The organism is Frateuria sp. (assembly GCF_035943815.1).
Lineage (GTDB): Bacteria > Pseudomonadota > Gammaproteobacteria > Xanthomonadales > Rhodanobacteraceae > Frateuria_A.
Genome location: NZ_DASZBU010000015.1, coordinates 182,031 through 200,391 on the forward strand (window position 1 = coordinate 182,031; position 18,361 = coordinate 200,391).

The 18,361-nt window shown below is 68.3% G+C and carries 16 protein-coding genes; all 16 read left to right on the forward strand.

The window, feature by feature from the left end:
* The first annotated feature begins 1 nt into the window (after position 1).
* The 16 genes from pyrH to VGU65_RS11550 all read left to right on the forward strand — a co-directional run bounded on the left by pyrH (position 2) and on the right by VGU65_RS11550 (position 18,304).
* A complete protein-coding gene (gene pyrH / locus VGU65_RS11475; protein WP_327475823.1) occupies positions 2–724 on the forward strand; it encodes a UMP kinase in 723 nt (240 codons plus the stop codon).
* Positions 725–786: 62 nt separating this feature from the next.
* A complete protein-coding gene (frr, locus tag VGU65_RS11480; protein WP_327475825.1) occupies positions 787–1,344 on the forward strand; it encodes a ribosome recycling factor in 558 nt (185 codons plus the stop codon).
* A 241-nt stretch (positions 1,345–1,585) separates the two neighbouring features.
* Entirely contained in the window at positions 1,586–2,299 is a 714-nt protein-coding gene (gene uppS / locus VGU65_RS11485) for a polyprenyl diphosphate synthase (RefSeq protein WP_327475827.1), read from the forward strand.
* Positions 2,300–2,334: 35 nt separating this feature from the next.
* The gene (locus tag VGU65_RS11490) at positions 2,335–3,159 is read left to right on the forward strand and encodes a phosphatidate cytidylyltransferase (protein ID WP_327475829.1); all 825 of its coding nucleotides are present in this window, start codon (positions 2,335–2,337) and stop codon (positions 3,157–3,159) included.
* 23 nt (positions 3,160–3,182) lie between these two features.
* Positions 3,183–4,361: a 1-deoxy-D-xylulose-5-phosphate reductoisomerase gene (locus tag VGU65_RS11495; protein WP_327475831.1), complete on the forward strand. Its 1,179-nt coding sequence runs from the start codon at positions 3,183–3,185 to the stop codon at positions 4,359–4,361.
* Between the two features lie 40 nt (positions 4,362–4,401).
* Positions 4,402–5,739 carry an RIP metalloprotease RseP gene (gene rseP / locus VGU65_RS11500; protein WP_327475833.1) on the forward strand — a complete coding sequence of 446 codons (1,338 nt, stop codon included), beginning with the start codon at positions 4,402–4,404 and terminating at the stop codon, positions 5,737–5,739.
* A gap of 159 nt (positions 5,740–5,898) precedes the next feature.
* On the forward strand, positions 5,899–8,295 hold the full coding sequence (bamA, locus tag VGU65_RS11505) for an outer membrane protein assembly factor BamA (RefSeq protein ID WP_327475835.1): 2,397 nt from the start codon (positions 5,899–5,901) through the stop codon (positions 8,293–8,295).
* 129 nt (positions 8,296–8,424) lie between these two features.
* Positions 8,425–9,468 (forward strand): UDP-3-O-(3-hydroxymyristoyl)glucosamine N-acyltransferase, encoded by a 1,044-nt coding sequence (gene lpxD / locus VGU65_RS11510; RefSeq protein WP_327475837.1) that lies wholly within the window; start codon positions 8,425–8,427, stop codon positions 9,466–9,468.
* Entirely contained in the window at positions 9,461–9,934 is a 474-nt protein-coding gene (gene fabZ / locus VGU65_RS11515; RefSeq protein WP_327475839.1) for a 3-hydroxyacyl-ACP dehydratase FabZ, read from the forward strand. Before lpxD ends, fabZ begins: the two co-directional genes overlap by 8 nt.
* Entirely contained in the window at positions 9,931–10,704 is a 774-nt protein-coding gene (lpxA, locus tag VGU65_RS11520) for an acyl-ACP--UDP-N-acetylglucosamine O-acyltransferase (RefSeq protein ID WP_327475841.1), read from the forward strand. The genes fabZ and lpxA overlap by 4 nt, the downstream gene beginning before the upstream one ends.
* 63 nt (positions 10,705–10,767) lie before the next feature.
* A complete protein-coding gene (gene lpxB / locus VGU65_RS11525; protein ID WP_327475843.1) occupies positions 10,768–11,955 on the forward strand; it encodes a lipid-A-disaccharide synthase in 1,188 nt (395 codons plus the stop codon).
* Between the two features lie 64 nt (positions 11,956–12,019).
* Entirely contained in the window at positions 12,020–12,631 is a 612-nt protein-coding gene (gene rnhB / locus VGU65_RS11530) for a ribonuclease HII (RefSeq protein ID WP_327475845.1), read from the forward strand.
* 295 nt (positions 12,632–12,926) lie between these two features.
* Positions 12,927–13,127 (forward strand): hypothetical protein, encoded by a 201-nt coding sequence (locus VGU65_RS11535; RefSeq protein WP_327475847.1) that lies wholly within the window; start codon positions 12,927–12,929, stop codon positions 13,125–13,127.
* 96 nt (positions 13,128–13,223) lie between these two features.
* Complete coding sequence (gene dnaE / locus VGU65_RS11540; RefSeq protein ID WP_327475849.1) at positions 13,224–16,766, forward strand: DNA polymerase III subunit alpha; 3,543 nt, start codon at positions 13,224–13,226, stop codon at positions 16,764–16,766.
* Between the two features lie 187 nt (positions 16,767–16,953).
* Positions 16,954–17,910, forward strand: a complete 957-nt coding sequence (locus VGU65_RS11545) for an acetyl-CoA carboxylase carboxyltransferase subunit alpha (protein ID WP_327475851.1) — start codon at positions 16,954–16,956, stop codon at positions 17,908–17,910.
* Between the two features lie 7 nt (positions 17,911–17,917).
* A complete protein-coding gene (locus VGU65_RS11550) occupies positions 17,918–18,304 on the forward strand; it encodes a VOC family protein (protein WP_327475853.1) in 387 nt (128 codons plus the stop codon).
* Positions 18,305–18,361: the final 57 nt, after the last annotated feature.

The window sequence follows — 18,361 nt, forward strand, 5'->3', positions numbered from 1 at the left end:
CATGAGCGACCAGCCCAAGTACCGCCGCATCCTGCTCAAGCTCTCCGGTGAAGCGCTGATGGGCGAGGCGGACTACGGCATCGACCCCAAGGTGATCGGCCGCCTGGCCAACGAGATCATCGAGGTGCGCAAGGCCGGTGTGGAAGTGGGCGTGGTGATCGGCGGCGGCAACATCTTTCGCGGCGCGGGCCTGGCCGCGGCCGGCATGGACCGGGTGACCGGCGACCACATGGGCATGCTTGCCACCGTGATGAACGCGCTGGCGATGGCCGACGCGATCGAGAAGCGCGGTGGCTACGCGCGTGTGATGAGCGCAATCCAGATCCATGACGTTTCCGAGGATTTCATCCGCCGCCGCGCGATCCGCCACATCGAGAAGGGCCGCATCGCGCTGTTCGCCGCCGGCACCGGCAACCCGTTCTTCACCACCGACTCGGCCGCCGCCCTGCGCGCGGTGGAGATCGGCGCGGACCTCCTGCTGAAGGCGACCAAGGTCGACGGCGTCTACACCGCCGACCCGGCGCGGGATGCCAGCGCCACCCGCTACGAGCAGCTCACCTACGACGAGGTGATCCAGCGCAACCTGCAGGTGATGGACACCGCCGCGATCGCCCTGTGCCGCGACCACGGCATGCCGCTGCGCATCTACGACATGACCGTGCCGGGCAACCTCATGCGGATCATGCAGGGCGAGTCGGTCGGCACGCTGGTCACGGCCAGCTGACAGGCCGGCCGCGCGATCGCGCTGCTATACTCGCCAGCTTCACGCAACGCCGGGTGACCCCCATGCTCAACGACATCAAGACCGATGCCCAGACCCGCATGGGCAAGAGCATCGACGCGCTCAAGCACGACCTGACCCGCCTGCGCACCGGCCGCGCCAGCACCGCGCTGGTCGACCACATCAAGGTGCCCTACTACGGCTCGGACATGCCGCTGAACCAGGTCGCCTCGGTGTCGCTGGCCGACGCGCGTTCGATCCAGATCTCGCCGTTCGAGAAGAGCATGGTCGGGCCGATCGAGAAGGCGATCATGGCCTCCGACGTCGGCGTGACGCCGACCACCGCCGGCACCGTGATCCGCCTGAACATGCCGCCGCTGACCGAGGAGCGCCGCAAGGAGCTGGCCAAGCACGTGGCGCACGAGGGCGAAAACGCCAAGGTCGCCATCCGCAACATCCGCCGCGACGCCATGCAGAAGGTCAAGGACCTGCTCAAGGACAAGCAGATCAGCGAGGACGAAGAGCGCCGCGCCGACGACGAGATCCAGAAGCTGACCGACCGCTTCGTCAAGGAAGTCGATGCCGTGGTCAAGGCCAAGGAAGATGAGCTGATGGCGATTTGAGCGGCGTCCCGCTCATTGCCATGAACGCTACGAGGCTCCTTTGCTTTGCTCCCTCCCCCCCGTCTTTTATGAGTGGGGGGGGAGAGGGCCGGGGTAAGGGGCTGCTATTGCGGGAAGCCCTTATCAGGGCTCGCGTAGACGAGCTTCCCGGCGAGCCCGGCCCCCTCATCCGACCCTTCGGGGCACCTTCGCCCCCGTTGCTGATGAGGGACGGGGGAGAAGGAAGAAAGCGCGCACAGCCATGAGCATCCCCCGCCACATCGCCATCGTGATGGACGGCAACGGCCGCTGGGCGAAGGCGCGCCTGCGCCCGCGCAGCTTCGGCCACAACGCCGGCCGCAAGGCGGTGCGGGAAGTCGTGGAAGGCTGCCTGCGCCAGGGCGTGGAGGCGCTCACGCTGTTCGCCTTCTCCAGCGAGAACTGGCGCCGCCCGGACGAGGAAGTCGGCGCCCTGATGGAATTGTTCCTGCGTGCGCTGGACAAGGAGGTCGACGAACTGCACGAGCAGGGCGTGCGGTTGCGCTTCATCGGCGACCTCAACGCGTTCAACGCCGAACTGCGCAAGCGCATGGAGCTGGCGATGGCGCGCACCGCCGACAACCTCAAGCTTGCGCTGAACGTGGCCGTCAACTACGGCGGGCGCTGGGACATCGTGCATGCCGCGCGCCAGGCGGCCATTGCCGTGACGCAGGGCCAGTTGGGCATCGAGGACATCGACGAGGCGCGTTTCGGCGGCTGGACCAGCCTGGCCGAACTGCCGCCGCTGGACCTGTTCATCCGCACCGGCGGCGAGGTACGCGTCAGCAACTTCCTGCTCTGGCAGATCGCTTACGCGGAGCTGTATTTCACCGATACCTTGTGGCCGGATTTCGACCAGGCATGCCTGGCACGCGCCATCGAGGACTTTGCCCGCCGCGAACGCCGCTACGGGCGCACCGGCGAGCAGATCGCCTGAATCCGTATGATCGGGCGATAACCGAAGGACCCTCGATGCTGCTCCAACGCACCCTCACTGCCCTGCTGCTTGCGCCCCTGGTGATTCTGGTCATCCTGCTGCCGCCCAGCTGGACCTGGCTGTTCGCGCTCGTGGTGGCGCTGGCGTTGCTCGCCGGGCTGTGGGAATGGACGCGTCTGTCCGGCCTGCGGCACCGGCCCGTGCGCGGCGCGCTGCTCGGCGTGGCGCTGGCCCTGTTCGCCGTGCTCTGGTGGCTGCGCGCGACGCTGCTGTGGCCCGCGCTGCTGGTCGTCGGCGTCGCCTGGTGGGCGCTCGCCTGCCTGTGGCTCAAGCATTTCGCCTTCGCCGCCGCGCCCACGCCGGAGAACCGCAACATCAAGCTGGCGGCCGGTGTGCTGGTGACCGTTCCCGCCTTCGTCGGCCTGTTGACCATCCACGCAGGCGAACCCAACGGCCAGTGGTGGACCCTGCTGACCCTGCTTGTGGTTTGGGCGGCGGACATCGGCGCGTACTTCAGCGGGCGCTTCCTGGGCAAGCGCAAGCTCGCGCCCAACATCAGTCCCGGCAAGACCTGGGCAGGCGTGTACGGGGCATTCGCCGCGGGCGCGCTGGTCATGCTGGTCGGCGGCTGGCTGCTCGGTACCGACGGGGTGCGCCTGCTCGGCCTGGCGCTGCTGGCGGTCGTCACGGTGGCCGCATCGATCGTCGGCGACCTGGTCGAGAGCCTGATGAAGCGCCACGCCAAGGTGAAGGATTCGGGCCGCATGTTCCCCGGCCACGGCGGCCTGCTCGACCGCATGGACAGCGTGTTCGCCGCGGTGCCGGTATTCGCGCTGGGCAAGCTGCTGCTGGGCCTATGAGTACGGTACCTGCAGCTGTCGCCATGCCCCGCCGCGTCGCCGTGCTGGGCGCCACCGGTTCGATCGGCGGCAGCACGTTGGACGTGATCGCCCGCCACCCGCAGCGTTTCCGCGCCAGCGTGCTGGTCGCCCACCGCAATGTCGAGGCGCTGGTCGCGCTGTGCACGGTGCACCGGCCGGAGCTGGCGATCATCGCCGACCCCGCGCTGGAAGCCGCCCTCGCCCGCGGGCTCGCCGCCGCCGGCGTGCGCTGCGAGGTGGCCAGCGGCACCGAGGCGATCACCGCCGCGGCGGCCGGCCCGCTGTGCGACACGGTGGTGGCCGCCATCGTCGGCGCCGCCGGGCTGGAATCGACGCTGGCCGCCGCCCGCGCGGGCAAACGCCTGCTGCTGGCCAACAAGGAATCGATCGTGATGGCCGGCGAGCTGCTGCTGGCCGCGCTGCGCGAGGGCGGCGGCGTGCTGGTGCCGATCGACTCCGAACACAACGCGATCTTCCAGTGCCTGCCCGGCGGCCGGCCCGAGCTCGATGCCAAGGGCGTGCGCCGGCTGATCCTCACCGCCTCCGGCGGCCCGTTCCGCGGCAGGAGCCGCGCCGAGCTCGCCGGGGTCACCCCCGAGCAGGCCTGCAAGCATCCGAACTGGGTGATGGGCCGCAAGATCTCGGTCGATTCGGCCACGCTGATGAACAAGGGCCTGGAAGTGATCGAGGCGCACCACCTGTTCGGCGCCGCACCCGAGCGGATCGAGGTGGTGGTGCACCCGCAGAGCATGATCCACTCGATGGTCGAGTACGTCGACGGCTCGGTGCTGGCCCAGCTGGGCAACCCCGACATGCGCACGGCGATCGCCCACGCGCTGGCCTGGCCGGAGCGCATCGAGGCCGGTGTGGCCCCGCTGGACCTCACCGCCTGCGCACCGCTGGCCTTCGAGCAGCCGGACCTTCAGACCTTCCGGTGCCTGGCGCTTGCCTTCGCAGCATTGCGCGAGGGCGGCGACGCCCCAGCCATGCTCAACGCGGCCAACGAAGTGGCAGTGGAAGCCTTCCTGGCCGGCGCGCTGCCGTTCCTCTCGATTGCCGACCTGGTCGAGGGCGTGCTTGCGGAACTGCCGCCCCAGCCCGTGGTCGATGTCCCGACCTTGCGTGAACGCGATGCGCGGGCGCGTGCCGCCGCGCGACGCAAGTTGCGCACGGCTTGCTGATAAGCTCGCACCATCAAAGAAGTTTTGCCCCAGGTTTTCGATGAATCTCTTCTTCGGCTCGGTGTTCTGGTTGCTGGTCACGCTGGGCGTGTTGGTGACCTTTCACGAATTCGGCCACTACTGGGTCGCGCGCCGCTGCGGCGTCAAGGTGCTGCGCTTCTCGGTCGGCTTCGGCCGGGCGCTCTGGAGGCGGATCGGCCGCGACGGCACCGAATACCAGGTCGCGATGATCCCGCTGGGCGGCTACGTGAAGATGCTCGACGCGCGCGAGGGCGAGGTCGACCCCGCCCTGCGCGAGGTGGAATTCACCAGCAAGAGCGTGTGGAAACGCATCGCCATCGTGGCCGCCGGCCCGGGCTTCAACCTCGTCTTCGCGGTGGCCGCGCTGTGGCTGATGTTCATGCTGGGGCGCCCGGACGCCGCGCCCGTGGTGACCGCCGCGCCCGGCAGCATGGCCGCGAAGGCTGGCATCCAGGCCGGCGACCGCCTGCTGCGCGTGGATGGCGAGCCGGTAACCACCATGAGCGATGCGATGGACGACGTCGCCACCGCCCTGCTCGGCCGCGAACCGCTGCCATTGGTCGTTCGTGGACGCGACGGCAGGCAACGCGACGTGGTGCTGCCGCTGCAGGAACTGCCGGCCGGACGCAGCATCGACCAGTACTTCGACACATTGGGCCTGAAGCTCGCGCCGCTCCCTGCGATCGCCGGCCAGGTGATGCCCGACCAGCCGGCCGCGCGCGCCGGCATGCGGGTCGGTGACGTCCTGGTAGCCGTCAACGGCACGCCGCTGGCCGACTTCGAGGCCTTCGCCAAGGCGGTGAAGGAGGCGGCGCCCAAGTCGCCGCAATTGGACATCACCGTGCAGCGTAACGGGCAGTTGCTGCACCTGCCCGTGCTGGCGCGGTGGGAGTCCCTGGAGGGAAGCCCGAAACAGTGGTCGGTGGGCGTGGGCGCCGAGAGGGCGGTGCGCCGCTACGGCCCGGCCAGGGCGCTGCGTGCCGCGCTGCAGGCCACCTGGGACAGCACCCGCCAGACTTTCACCATGATCGGCAAGATGGTCAGCGGGCAGGCCTCCACCCGCAACCTCTCCGGCGTGATCGGCATAGCCCAGGTCGCCAACCAGTCGGCACAGATGGGCCTGCCCTGGTTCCTCAACTTCCTGGCTCTGGTGTCGCTGAGCCTGGCGATCCTCAACCTGCTGCCGATCCCCGTCTTGGACGGCGGACACCTGCTGTATTACCTTATCGAGTTGGTCAAAGGCAGCCCGGTAAGCGAGCGGACCCAGATGATCGGCCAGTACATCGGCCTGGTCCTTTTGTTCACGCTGATGGGACTGGCGTTCTACAACGACATACACCGCACCCTGCTTTCGTGACGTGCGCGCCCTTCCCCGCGGCTATCGGCCTACCGGCGGCAGCGACGCCCCGGGCGGGTGCGGATGCGTTCCGGGACGGGGCTCGCCTCCTCCCTCACAAGGCCCATGCTCGGAACGGCTCGCAAGGCCGCCCGTCGGAATAACCCACCGGAATCGACGATGAAGCGTATCGCCGCCCTGCTCCTGCTCGCCTCACTCTCCGCGAACGCCCTGGCGTTCGAGCCGTTCGTCGTCTCCGACATCCGTATCGATGGCCTCAACCGCATCTCGGCCGGCACGGTGTACAACTACCTGCCGATCAACAAGGGCGACCGCCTCACCGACGACGAGGCCGAGCGTGCGATCCGTGCCCTCTACCAGACCAAGTTCTTCAGCGACGTGGAACTCTCGCGCGAGGGCAACATCCTGGTGATCAAGGTGGTCGAGCGCCCCTCCATCGCCAAGCTTTCGCTGCGCGGCAACAAGGACATCAAGGAAGAGGACCTGCGCAAGGGCCTCAAGGAGATCGGCCTGTCCGAGGGCGAGACCTTCGACCGCCTCTCGCTGGACCGCGTGCGGCAGGAGCTGATCCGCCAGTACTACAACCGCGGCAAGTACAACGTTTCGGTCGATCCGCACGTCACGCGCCTGGACCGCAACCGGGTGGCGATCGACATCGAGATCCGCGAGGGCAAGGCGGCGAAGATCAAGCAGCTCAACATCGTCGGCAACACCGCCTTCACCGACAAGCAGATCCGCGCGGACTTCGAATCGGACACCACCAACTGGATGTCGTGGTACTCCAAGGACGACCAGTACTCGCGCGAAAAGCTTTCCGGCGACCTGCAGAAGCTGCAGTCCTACTACATGGACCGCGGCTACGCCGACTTCGGCGTTGATTCCACCCAGGTCACCATCGCCCCTGACAAGCGCGCCATGTACATCGCCGCGAGCGTCAAGGAAGGCGAGATCTACACCGTTTCGGACGTCCACCTGCTGGGCGAGCTGATCCTGCCCGAAGACATGCTGCGCCAGCTGGTGTTCATCAAGAAGGGCCAGACCTTCAACCGCAAGGCGGTGGAAGCCAGTTCCGACGCGATCAAGGCGATCCTGGCCAATATCGGCTACGCGTACGCCAAGGTCACCCCGGTGCCGAAGCTGGACAAGGAAAAGCGCACCGTCGACCTGACCCTCTACATCGAGCCAGGCCAGCGCGTGTACGTGCGCCGCGTGGTGTTCCAGGGCAACACCCGCACCGAGGACGACGTGCTGCGCCGCGAGATGCGCCAGCTCGAAGGCACCTTCTACTCGCAGGCCGCGCTCGACCGCTCCAAGATCCGCCTGCAGCGCCTTGGCTACTTCAAGAAGGTCGACATCGACAAGCAGCGCGTTCCCGGCACCGAGGACCAGGTCGACGTGACGGTGAAGGTGGAGGAGCAGTCCGCCGGCAGCCTGATGTTCGGCGTGGGCTACTCGCAGTACTCGGGCATGATCCTCAACGCCTCGGTGTCTCAGAACAACTTTCTGGGCACCGGCGACAGCTTCAGCGTGGGCGCGGAGCATTCGAGCTACTACTCTCGCGTCACCGCCAGCTACTACAACCCGTACCTGACCGACAACGGCATCGGCATCGGCTACACGGCCACCTACTCGAAGACCGACTACGGCAATACCGATTTCGCCAACTACCAGAACAGCACCAAGTCGTTCTCCAGCTACCTGGGTATCCCGATCAGCGAGACCGACGGCCTGCGCGTGGGCATGGGCCTGTCGAGCAACAAGATCAACACCTACCCGGGAGTCACCCCGCAGGTGCTGGTGGACTACCAGAACGCGGTCGGCAACCGGACCATCCATACCTGGACCGGCACGCTGGGCTGGAACCACGACACCCGCAACGGCTACTGGGCGCCCACCCGCGGCGGCCTGCTCTCGGCCAGCACCGAGGTGGCGCTGCCCGGCTCGACCGTGCAGTACTGGAAGTTCATGGGCGAGGCCAACCACTACTGGCCGATCGGCGGCGGCTTCGTGCTTTATTTGGACGGCCAGGTCGGCTATGGCGAAAGCTACGGCAGCCAGACCTACAGCCGCACCTTCGGCGATTTCGTGGCGGGCCAGAAGTACGACTTCCCGTTCTGGGAGAACTTCTATTCGGGCGGCGTGCGCGACGTGCGCGGCTTCCAGGACAACACCCTGGGCCCGCGCGTGTGCATCGGCGCATCCGGCGCCACCAGCGTGCCCGGCGCCAACGGCACCTGCTCCAACGGCTACTACCAGTACGCCCAGCCGATCGGCGGCGCTTTCAAGGTGCTGGGCACGGCGCAGGTGTTCATCCCGCTGCCCTTCCTCAAGGACATCAACACCGCGCGCGTGTCCGCCTTCGTCGACGTCGGCAACGCCTTCCGCAACTATCAGAGCTTCAACGCGAGCGAGCTGCGCGCTTCGGCGGGTATCGCCCTGCAGTGGCAGGCACCGATCGGCCCGCTGATCATCAACTTCGCCACGCCGATCCGCTCCAAGCCGGAAGACCGCCATTACGAGGAGCGCATCCAGTTCACCTTCGGCAGCCAGTTCTGATCCGGCCGCCGGCATGAAGACCGAGGCGCGGCCTGCGGGCCGCGCCTTTCGTTTGGGGCGGGGCGGATCTCGGCGGCGTCGTGCGGCCGCGCGCCCTCGCCTACAATGGCCGCCTCAACCGGAGCGCCCATGAGCGAGCACAACTACACAGTGGCCGAGTTGGCCGGGAAGCTCGGCCTCGCCTTCCATGGCGACGGCACGCGGCGGATCACCGGCGTGGGCACGCTGGCCTCGGCGCAGCCTGACCAGTTGAGCTTTCTTTCCAACGGCAAGTACGCCGCGCAGATGAAGGCGACCCGTGCCGGCGTGGTCGTGCTGCGCGAAGACTGCCTGGCCGACTGCCCCACGGCCGCCCTGGTGGCCGCCGACCCTTACGTCGCCTACGCCCGGCTCGCCGCGCTGTTCGAACGCCTGCCCGCCGCGCCGCGCGGCATCCATCCGAGCGCGGTGGTCGCCACGAGCGCCAGGGTCAGTGCGAGCGCCAGCGTCGGCCCGCATTGCGTGATCGAGGACGGCGCCGTCGTGGAGGATGGCGCCATCCTCGGCCCGCACTGCATCGTCGGCCCCGATTGCGTGGTGGGCGCGCAGTCTAGGCTGGTCGCGCGGGTGACCCTGGTGATCCGCGTCACGCTGGGCAGGCGCGTGCTGGTGCATCCCGGCGCGGTGATCGGATCGGATGGCTTCGGCCTGGCCTTCGAGCGTGCCGCTCCTGATGGGGGTGGTTGGGTGAAAATCCCCCAGCTGGGCGGCGTGCGCATCGGCGACGACTGCGAGATCGGCGCCAACACCACCATCGACCGCGGCGCCCTGGGAGACACCGTGCTCGAAGAAGACGTGCGCCTGGACAACCAGATCCAGATCGCCCACAACGTGCTGATCGGCGCGCACACCGCCATGGCCGGCTGCGCGGCGGTCGCCGGCAGCGCGAAGATCGGCCGCTATTGCCAGATCGGCGGCAATGCCGGCGTGCTCGGGCATCTGGAACTGGCCGACCGGGTTACCATTACCGCCAAGAGCCTGGTAACGCATTCGATCCGCGAGCCAGGCGAGTATTCCTCGGGCGTGCCGCTGCAGGACAACCGGCAATGGCGCAAGAACGCCGCCCGCTTCAAGCACCTGGATGAGTACGCGCGCCGCCTGGCCGCGCTGGAGAAGGACAGTAACGATGAGTGATACCCCCGCGACGTGGGACATGCCGGTGAACGTGGAGCAGATCCAGCATCTGCTGCCCCACCGTTACCCGTTCCTGCTGGTCGACCGCGTGATCGAACTGGTGCCGGACAAGAGCGTGGTGGCGCTCAAGAACGTCACGATCAACGAGCACTTCTTCCTGGGCCACTTCCCGGGCCACCCGGTGATGCCTGGCGTGCTCATCGTCGAGGCGATGGCGCAGGCGGCGGGCCTGCTGACTCAGATCTCCAGCCGCATGAGGGGCGACCAGGGCAGCCCGCTGTTCTACCTGGCCAAGGTCGACAACGCGCGCTTCAACGCGCCGGTGGTGCCCGGCGACCAACTGCGACTGGAGGTCTCGCTCAAGCGCCTGATGCGCGGCATGGGCCTGTTCGTAGCCCGCTCGCTGGTCGATGGCAAGGAAGTGGCGAGCTGCGAGCTGATGTGCGCGGCGAGGTCCGACAAATGATCCATCCCACCGCGCAGATCGATCCGGGCGCCGTCATCGGGCGCAACGTCGCCGTCGGTGCCTACAGCGTGATCGGTGCGGAGGTGGAAATCGGCGAAGGCACGACGATCGGTCCGCACGTGGTGATCGAGGGCCCCACCAGGATCGGCCGCGACAACCGCATCTGCCAGTTCGCCTCGATCGGTGGCGCGCCGCAGGACAAGAAATTCGCCGGCGAGCGCACCGAGCTGGTGATCGGCCATCGCAACCTGATCCGCGAATTCGTGACGATCAACCGCGGCACCGGCGAAGGCGGCGGCTGCACGCGCATCGGCGACGACAACTGGCTGCTCGCCTACGTGCATATCGCGCACGACTGCCAGGTCGGCAGCCACGTGGTGTTCTCCAACTACTCGGCGCTGGCCGGACACGTGGAGATCGGTGACTGGGTGATCATCTCCGGCTACGCCGGCGTGCACCAGTTCTGCAAGGTCGGCGCACACGCGTTCATCGGCATGGGCTGCCTGGTTGGCTCGGACGTGCCACCGTTCGTGATGATGGCCAACGAGCAGCAGGGCCGCCCGCGCGGGATCAACAGCGAGGGCCTGAAGCGCCGCGGCTTCGATGCCACGCGCATCTCGGCGATCAAGCGGGCGTACCGCACGCTGTACATGGCCGGGCTCTCCCTGCCTGAAGCCCGCCAGCAGCTGACCACGCAGTCCGGTGACAACGACGACGTCCGCGAAATGCTGGAGTTCCTCGATCGCAGCGAGCGTTCGCTGGCACGCTGAGCAGTCTGCGAGAGGCGGCATCGGCCTGGCCCCCTGGCCACCCTGCGCCGTTACACTTCCGCCATGAGCCCTTCTCCCCTCATCGCCCTCATCGCCGGCGAAGATTCCGGCGACCAGCTCGGCGCCGAGCTCGTGGCGGCCTTGCGCAGGCGCTACCCGGATGCCCGCTTCGTCGGCATCGGCGGGGCGCGCATGCAGCGTGAGGGGTTCGAATCCTGGTACGACATCCGCGAGCTGTCGGTGATGGGCTTCGCCGAAGTGATCCGTCACTTGCCGCGTTTGCTGCGCCTGCGCAAGGCGTTGCTGCAGCGGCTGCTGCGGGCGCGCCCCGACGTGGTGGTCGGCATCGATGCGCCGGACTTCAACCTGGGCGTCGAGCGCCGCCTGAAGGAAGCAGGCGTGCGCACCGTGCACTACGTCAGCCCTTCGGTATGGGCATGGCGCGAGAAGCGCGCGGAGAAGATCGGCCACAGCGCCGACCGCGTGCTCTGCCTGTTTCCGATGGAGCCGCCGATCTACGCGCGCCACGGCATCGATGCGCGCTTCGTCGGCCATCCCCTGGCCGACCACTTCGCGCTGGTGTCCGATCGCCCGGGTGCGCGCGATGCCCTGCGGCTGCCGCACGATGCGCCCGTACTGGCGGTCCTGCCCGGCAGCCGGCCTTCCGAGATCGAGCGCCTCGGCGCCGTCTTCATCGACGCCGCGCAGCGGGTGGCCGCTGCCCTGCCCGGCCTGCGCGTGGTGGTTCCGGCCGCCAACGCGCAGGTGCATGCGCGGCTGAAGGCCATGCTTCCGCAAGGCGAACAGGCGCCGCTCCTGCTCGATGGTCACGCCCACGAGGCCATGCTGGCCGCCGACGTGGTGCTGCTCGCCTCCGGCACCGCAACGCTGGAAGCGATGCTGGCCAAGCGGCCGATGGTGGTCGGCTACCGCGTGTCCCCCTGGAGCTACCGCATCGCCCGCGCCCTCGACATGCTCAAGACCGACGTCTACGCGCTGCCCAACATCCTGGCGCGCGCCTGCGGGATGGGCGAGGAAATGCTGGTGCCCGAGCTGATGCAGGACGACTGCACCGCGACGAACCTGGCCGAGGCCACGCTGGCGCTGTTCGCCGACAGCGAACGGCGTGGGAAAGTGGTGGCCGCCTTCGAACAGTTGCATCGGACGTTGCGCGGGACGGACGAAGGTGGCGCCGGCGAACGCGCCGCGGCTGCCGTGGCCGAACTATTGGAGGTCCGCCGTGTCGCCTGACGGCCTCGATGAAATTGCCGTACTTCCTCTTCCCGTCGCCGAGCCGGATGAAGCCGGCTCGCCCATGCGCCCGCGCAGGTCCCGCCCAAAGGCCGCCCAGTTCGTTGCCGGAGTCGACGAAGCCGGCCGGGGCCCGCTCGCCGGCCCTCTTGCGGTCGCCGCAGTGATCCTCGATCCGCGCCGCCGGATCCGGGGCCTGGACGATTCCAAGAAGCTCACCGAGGCCCGCCGCGAGGCGCTCTACGCTCAGATCGTCGAGCGAGCGCTGGCCTGGCACGTGGTGCTGGTCGAGGTGGAAGAGATCGATCGCATCAACATCTTCCAGGCCACCATGGTGGGCATGTGCCGTGCCGTGGCGGGCCTGAAACTGGCGGCGCAGGAGGCGCTGGTGGATGGGAACCAGTTGCCAAGGGAGCTGCCCTGCCCGGGCCGCGCCATCGTCGGCGGCGATGCGCTGGTGCCGGCGATCAGCGCCGCATCGATCATCGCCAAGGTCACCCGCGACCGCCTGATGTGCGCGCTCGATGGCCATCATCCCGGCTATGGTTTTGCCAGCCACAAGGGCTACTCCACGCCGGAACACTTCGCCGCGCTGAAGCGGCTGGGCCCGTGCGTGCTGCACCGGCGCAGCTTCGCGCCGGTCAAGCTGCTGCTCGACCAGGGCACGCTGTTCTGACACCGGGCGGATCGCGCCCGTCGGCGCGGTCCGTTCCCACATGCAGGTCGCGCTCCGTCGGCAGGCCGATGTGTCGCTCGACGCACAGGCCGGCGCTGCTTGAAATCCATCGACGCATCGCGCCGCAGGCTTGCGTGCGGTCGCCGGGCGGGACACAAAAATAGGCCGAAGGTTTATGCAACTTTCGCCGCGATGGGCGCATCCTATCCATCGTGGATGTGGGTCATCCCGACCCTCTCCAGTGTACGCACGGACGCTGTTCTCTCCACCGCGGATGCTCCGCAGGAGTCGCGTCATGTTGTCCCGCTTCTTTCACGTACGTTCCAGCCTGAAACCGTTCACCGCGCCCACCGTCGAGCCCCGCCCGGACGACGTGACCGTACCGGCCAGCCCCGCTCCTCCCCACGCCGACTATGACCGCCAGCCGCTGGCGACCAGTGGCTTCGACCACTATGTCGAATGGAACGAGGACGGCGAGCGGTTCTTCGTGCACTGAACGCCGGCGGCAGCAGCCGCCATCGCTGTCAAGCTTGTGGGAAACGGGCGCCGCAGCGTAGCCTTCACGGACTCACCGGGGGATGCTCCCGAGTCCTTGATGTCCGCACGCTTCGTCCATTTCCACCTGCACAGCGAGTATTCGCTGGTCGACTCGACCATCCGCATCAAGGCGCTGGTCGATGCCTGCGTGCGCGAAGGCATGCCTGCGGTGGCGCTCACCGACGACAGCAACATGTTCGCGCTGGTGAAGTTCTACAAGGCGTGCAGCGGCGCAGGCATCAAGCCGATCGGCGGCTGCGACCTGTGGATCGGCTCGCCGGACGATCCGCGCCCGTGGCGCCTGACCCTGGTATGCCAGGACCGCGAGGGCTATCTCAACCTCTCGCGCCTGGTCTCGCGCGCCTGGCGCGAAGGCCAGCACGGCGGCAAGGCGCTGGTCGAGGCCGGCTGGCTGACGCGCGAGGCCACCGGTGGCCTGATCGCGCTGCTCGGCCGCGAGAGCGAGGTCGGCCGCATCGCAGTGAGCCAGGGCGTGGATGCCGGGGCCGCGAAGCTGCAGCCTTTGACGCGCCTGTTCCCCGACCGGCTCTACCTGGAACTCACCCGCTGCGGCCGCGAGGGCGAGGAGGCCTGGAACACCGCCGCCCTGGCGCTGGGCGACGCGCTGGAGCTGCCGCTGCTGGCCAGCAACGACGTGCGCTTCCTCAAGCAGGACGACTTCGAGGCGCACGAGGCGCGCGTGTGCATCAACCAGGGCCGCGTGCTGGCCGATCCCAAGCGCCCGCGCGACTACTCCGACCAGCAATACCTCAAGACCCCGGCCGAGATGGCGAAGCTGTTCGCCGACCTGCCCGAGGCACTGGACAATACGGTCGAGCTGGCCAAGCGCTGCAACCTCGAACTCAAGTTCGGGACCTACTACCTGCCCGACTTCCCGGTGCCGGAGGGCTACGACCTCGACAGCTACATCCGCGAGACCGCGCGCGCCGGCCTGGCCGAACGCCTGGCCACCAACCCGCTGGCGCCCGGCTACACGCTGGCCGACTACGAGGCGCGACTGGAGCGCGAGCTCGACGTCATCATCCGCATGGGCTTCCCCGGCTACTTCCTGATCGTGGCCGACTTCATCAACTGGGGTAAGCAGAACGGCATCCCGGTGGGGCCCGGCCGCGGCTCGGGTGCCGGTTCGCTGGTCGCCTGGGTGCTCAAGATCACCGACCTGGACCCCCTGCAGTTCGACCTGCTGTTCGAGCGCTTCCTCAATCCCGAGCGCGTGTCGATGCCGGACTTCGACATCGACTTCTGCATGGACCGCCGCGACGAGGTGATCGACTACGTGGCGCGCAAGTACGGGCGCGAACACGTCAGCCAGATCATCACCTACGGCTCGATGGCGGCCAAGGCGGTGCTGCGCGACTCCGGCCGCGTGCTGGGCATGGGCTACAACGCGGTCGATAAGATCGCCAAGCTGATTCCGCCACGCCCGCTGGACCTGACGCTCTCCGACGCGCTCGGTCGCTCGGAGAAGTCAAAGAAGGAACCGGACCGTGTCGTGCGCGAGTTCTGCGAACTCTACGAGCAGGACGAAGAGGCGCGCACGCTGGTAGACCTGGCGCTCAAGCTGGAGAACCTCACCCGCAACGTCGGCAAGCACGCCGGCGGCGTGGTGATCGGCCCCAGGCCGCTCACCGAGTTCGCGCCGATGTACTGCGAACCGGGCGGCGGGGGCGTGGTGACGCAGTACGACAAGGACGACGTCGAGGCTGTCGGCCTGGTCAAGTTCGACTTCCTCGGCCTGCGTACGCTCACCATCATCGACTGGGCGGTGAAGGCCATCAACGAACGCCGCGCGAAGGCCGGCGAAGAACCGCTGGACATCGCCGCGCTGCCGCTGGATGACGCGCCGACCTACGAACTGCTCAAGCGCGCGCAGACGGTGGCGGTGTTCCAGCTCGAGTCCTCCGGCATGCAGCGCATGCTCAAGGACGCCAGGCCGGACCGCTTCGGCGACATCGTGGCGCTGGTTGCGCTGTACCGCCCCGGCCCGATGGACCTCATACCCAGCTTCGTCGCGCGCAAGCACGGCCGCGAGGAAGTGGAGTATCCGGACCCGCGCGTCGAGCCGATCCTGAAAGAGACCTACGGCATCATGGTCTACCAGGAGCAGGTGATGCAGATGGCGCAGATCGTGGGCGGCTACTCGCTCGGCGGCGCCGACTTGCTGCGCCGCGCGATGGGCAAGAAGAAGCTCGAGGAAATGGCGAAGGAACGCGCCAAGTTCCGCGAGGGCGCGGCCAAGGACGGGCTTTCCGGCGAAAAGGCCGACCAGATCTTCGACCTGATGGAGAAGTTCGCCGGCTACGGATTCAACAAGTCGCACGCGGCCGCCTACGCGCTGGTGTCCTACCAGACCGCCTGGCTGAAGGCGCACTACCCGGCCGAGTTCATGGCCGCGACGATCTCCTCGGACATGGACAACACCGACAAGGCGGTGACGTTCCTGGACGAATCGCGCGCGATCGGGCTGACCATCCTGCCGCCGGACGTGAACGCGTCGGATTTCATGTTCGTCGCGGTCGAGCCGCGCGTCATCCGCTACGGCCTGGGCGCCATCAAGGGCGTCGGCCAGGGCGCCTGCGAGTCGATCGTCGAGGAGCGCCGGCGCGGCGGCGCGTACAAGGACCTGGCCGATTTCTGCCGCCGCGTCGATCCAACCAAGCTCAACCGCCGCGTGCTCGAGGCGCTGATCCTCTCCGGCAGCCTGGACGCGCTGGCACCCACCCGCGCCAGCCTGATGCTGCAGCTGCCCGACGCGATCAAGGCGGCCGAACAGCACCTGCGCGACAAGCAGTCGGGCCAGAACGACATGTTCGGCGCATCGATGGAGAGTGCAGCGCCGGTGGTGCAGATCGAACTGCCCACCGCGCCGGAGTGGCCGCTGGAGCAGAAGCTGCAGGGCGAGCGCGACACGCTGGGCCATTACCTCTCCGGCCATCCCACCGATCCCTGGCGCGAGGAACTGGCGCAGCTGTCCACCTGCCCGCTGGGCGAGATCGCCGAGCGCTACCAGCCGCCGCGTCCGCGCCGGAGCGAGGGCGAGGAGAACCGTTTCCGCCGCGGTCCCGACACGCCCTGGACCGTCGCCGGCATGGTCACCGCCGTGCGCAAGCGCGGCGACAGCGACGCCTTCGTGCGGCTGGAAGACGGCACCGGCACCATCGAGGTGAGCTTCTTCGGCGAGCTCTACCAGCAGGTGGCGCCGCTGCTCACCCGCGACGAGATGCTGATCGTCGAGGGCGGCCTGCGTATCGACGATTTCTCCGGCGGCGGCTTCCAGCTGCGCGCGCGTGGCGCGATGACCCTGGCCGACGCCTGCCGCCGCCATGCGCGCGCGCTCCGGGTCAAGCTGAACGGCATCGGCCCCGGCTTCGAGCAGGAACTCAGGCAGGCCCTGGCCGGCTACCGCGGCGGCCGCGCCACCGTGCTGCTGCACGGCTACCACAACCGCACCGCGCAGGCCGACCTGGAGCTGGGCGAGGACTGGCGGGTCAACGCCGTTCCCGACCTGCTACGCGCGCTGCGCGGGCTGTCGTGGGTTGAGGCGGCCAAGCTCAGGATCGTCAAGGCCGACGCTTGATCCGAGGCGCCGGGAAGGGGGAAGAGCTTTCCCTTGGGCGCAAGGCCGAGGCCAAAGAGCAGCCTTCCGGCCTCTACTCCCTTTCGCCAGGCTCGAGGCGATCGGCCTGGCGCCCATACGCCCCCGTTCCCGCCGGCCTAGCTACCCCGGCTATACTGGTCCGCTCCGCGTCACGAACCGCCCGCGAATGAACCCCAACTTCCTCGATTTCGAACAGCCGATCGCCGAACTGGAAGCGAAAGTCGAAGAACTGAGGCACGCCAGCCACGGCCAGGCGTTCAACATCGACGACGAAGTCGCGCGCCTGCGCGAGAAGCTCAAGGTCAAGACGGCCGAGATCTTCCGTAACCTCAATTCCTGGCAGGTCACCCAGCTCTCGCGCCACCCGGCGCGTCCCTACACGCTGGACTACATCGGCGTGATCTGTGAGGAGTTCCAGGAACTGGCCGGCGACCGCGCCTACGCCGACGACGCCGCCATCGTCGGTGGCCTGGGCCGTATCAATGGCCGGCCCGTGATGATCATCGGCCACCAGAAGGGCCGCGACACCAAGACCAAGGTGCGCCGCAACTTCGGCATGCCGCGCCCGGAGGGCTACCGCAAGGCGCTGCGCCTGATGAAGATGGCCGAGCGTTTCGGCCTGCCGCTGCTCACCTTCATCGACACCCCGGGCGCCTACCCGGGCGTGGGCGCCGAGGAGCGCGGCCAGAGCGAGGCGATCGCGCGCAACCTGCTGGAGATGGCCGACCTGAAGACCCCGATCGTCTGCACGGTGATCGGCGAGGGCGGCTCCGGCGGCGCGCTGGCGATCGGCGTGGGCGATCGCGTCAACATGCTGCAGTACTCGACCTATTCGGTGATCTCGCCCGAGGGTTGCGCGTCGATCCTGTGGAAGAGCCAGGACAAGGCCCGCGACGCCGCCGAGGCGCTGGGCATGACCGCACCGCGCCTGCTCGAGCTCGGCCTGGTCGACAAGGTCATCCGCGAGCCGCTGGGCGGCGCCCACCGCAGCCCGCGCTCGATGGCGATCCGCCTGAAGGCCGTGCTGCTCAACCAGCTGGACGAACTGCAAGCCGTTCCCGCAGGCGACCTGCTGGAGCAGCGCTACCGGCGTCTGCGTAGCTACGGCGCCTACCAGGGCTAGCGCCGGCATGGGCGGGGTGCGTGGCCTGGCCCATGCGAATCTGCGTGCCCCCGCGGCGATGATCGAGCGCCTGCGCCGCTTCTACACCGATGTCATCGGCTTGCGCGAAGGCCCGCGCCCGGCGTTTCGCTCCGGCTCCCGCGGCTACTGGCTCTACGCAGGCGACGCCGACGTATTGCACCTGACCGTCGCCGGCCCGGGCGATGCCCCGCCCGCACCGACCGGCCACTTCAACCACCTGGCCTTCGCCTGCACCGACCTCGCCGCCGTCCGCGCCCGTCTGGACGCGGCCGGCCTGCCGTACGAGATCGACGAGGTGGATGCACTGGGCCAGGTGCAGCTGTTCCTCACCGATCCCTGCGGTCTGGACGTCGAGCTCAACTTCCAGCGCTAGCCGGCGCGCGTCCTTGCGCTGCCGGCGGCCGTGCCGGGAGCGCCGCGCTAAGATCGG

Coding starts and splice junctions, on each gene's coding strand:
- pyrH (WP_327475823.1), top strand. CDS start 2: ATGAGCGACCAGCCCAAGTACCGCCGCATCCTGCTCAAGCTCTCCGGT.
- frr (WP_327475825.1), top strand. CDS start 787: ATGCTCAACGACATCAAGACCGATGCCCAGACCCGCATGGGCAAGAGC.
- uppS (WP_327475827.1), top strand. CDS start 1,586: ATGAGCATCCCCCGCCACATCGCCATCGTGATGGACGGCAACGGCCGC.
- VGU65_RS11490 (WP_327475829.1), top strand. CDS start 2,335: ATGCTGCTCCAACGCACCCTCACTGCCCTGCTGCTTGCGCCCCTGGTG.
- VGU65_RS11495 (WP_327475831.1), top strand. CDS start 3,183: ATGCCCCGCCGCGTCGCCGTGCTGGGCGCCACCGGTTCGATCGGCGGC.
- rseP (WP_327475833.1), top strand. CDS start 4,402: ATGAATCTCTTCTTCGGCTCGGTGTTCTGGTTGCTGGTCACGCTGGGC.
- bamA (WP_327475835.1), top strand. CDS start 5,899: ATGAAGCGTATCGCCGCCCTGCTCCTGCTCGCCTCACTCTCCGCGAAC.
- lpxD (WP_327475837.1), top strand. CDS start 8,425: ATGAGCGAGCACAACTACACAGTGGCCGAGTTGGCCGGGAAGCTCGGC.
- fabZ (WP_327475839.1), top strand. CDS start 9,461: ATGAGTGATACCCCCGCGACGTGGGACATGCCGGTGAACGTGGAGCAG.
- lpxA (WP_327475841.1), top strand. CDS start 9,931: ATGATCCATCCCACCGCGCAGATCGATCCGGGCGCCGTCATCGGGCGC.
- lpxB (WP_327475843.1), top strand. CDS start 10,768: ATGAGCCCTTCTCCCCTCATCGCCCTCATCGCCGGCGAAGATTCCGGC.
- rnhB (WP_327475845.1), top strand. CDS start 12,020: ATGCGCCCGCGCAGGTCCCGCCCAAAGGCCGCCCAGTTCGTTGCCGGA.
- VGU65_RS11535 (WP_327475847.1), top strand. CDS start 12,927: ATGTTGTCCCGCTTCTTTCACGTACGTTCCAGCCTGAAACCGTTCACC.
- VGU65_RS11545 (WP_327475851.1), top strand. CDS start 16,954: ATGAACCCCAACTTCCTCGATTTCGAACAGCCGATCGCCGAACTGGAA.
- VGU65_RS11550 (WP_327475853.1), top strand. CDS start 17,918: ATGGGCGGGGTGCGTGGCCTGGCCCATGCGAATCTGCGTGCCCCCGCG.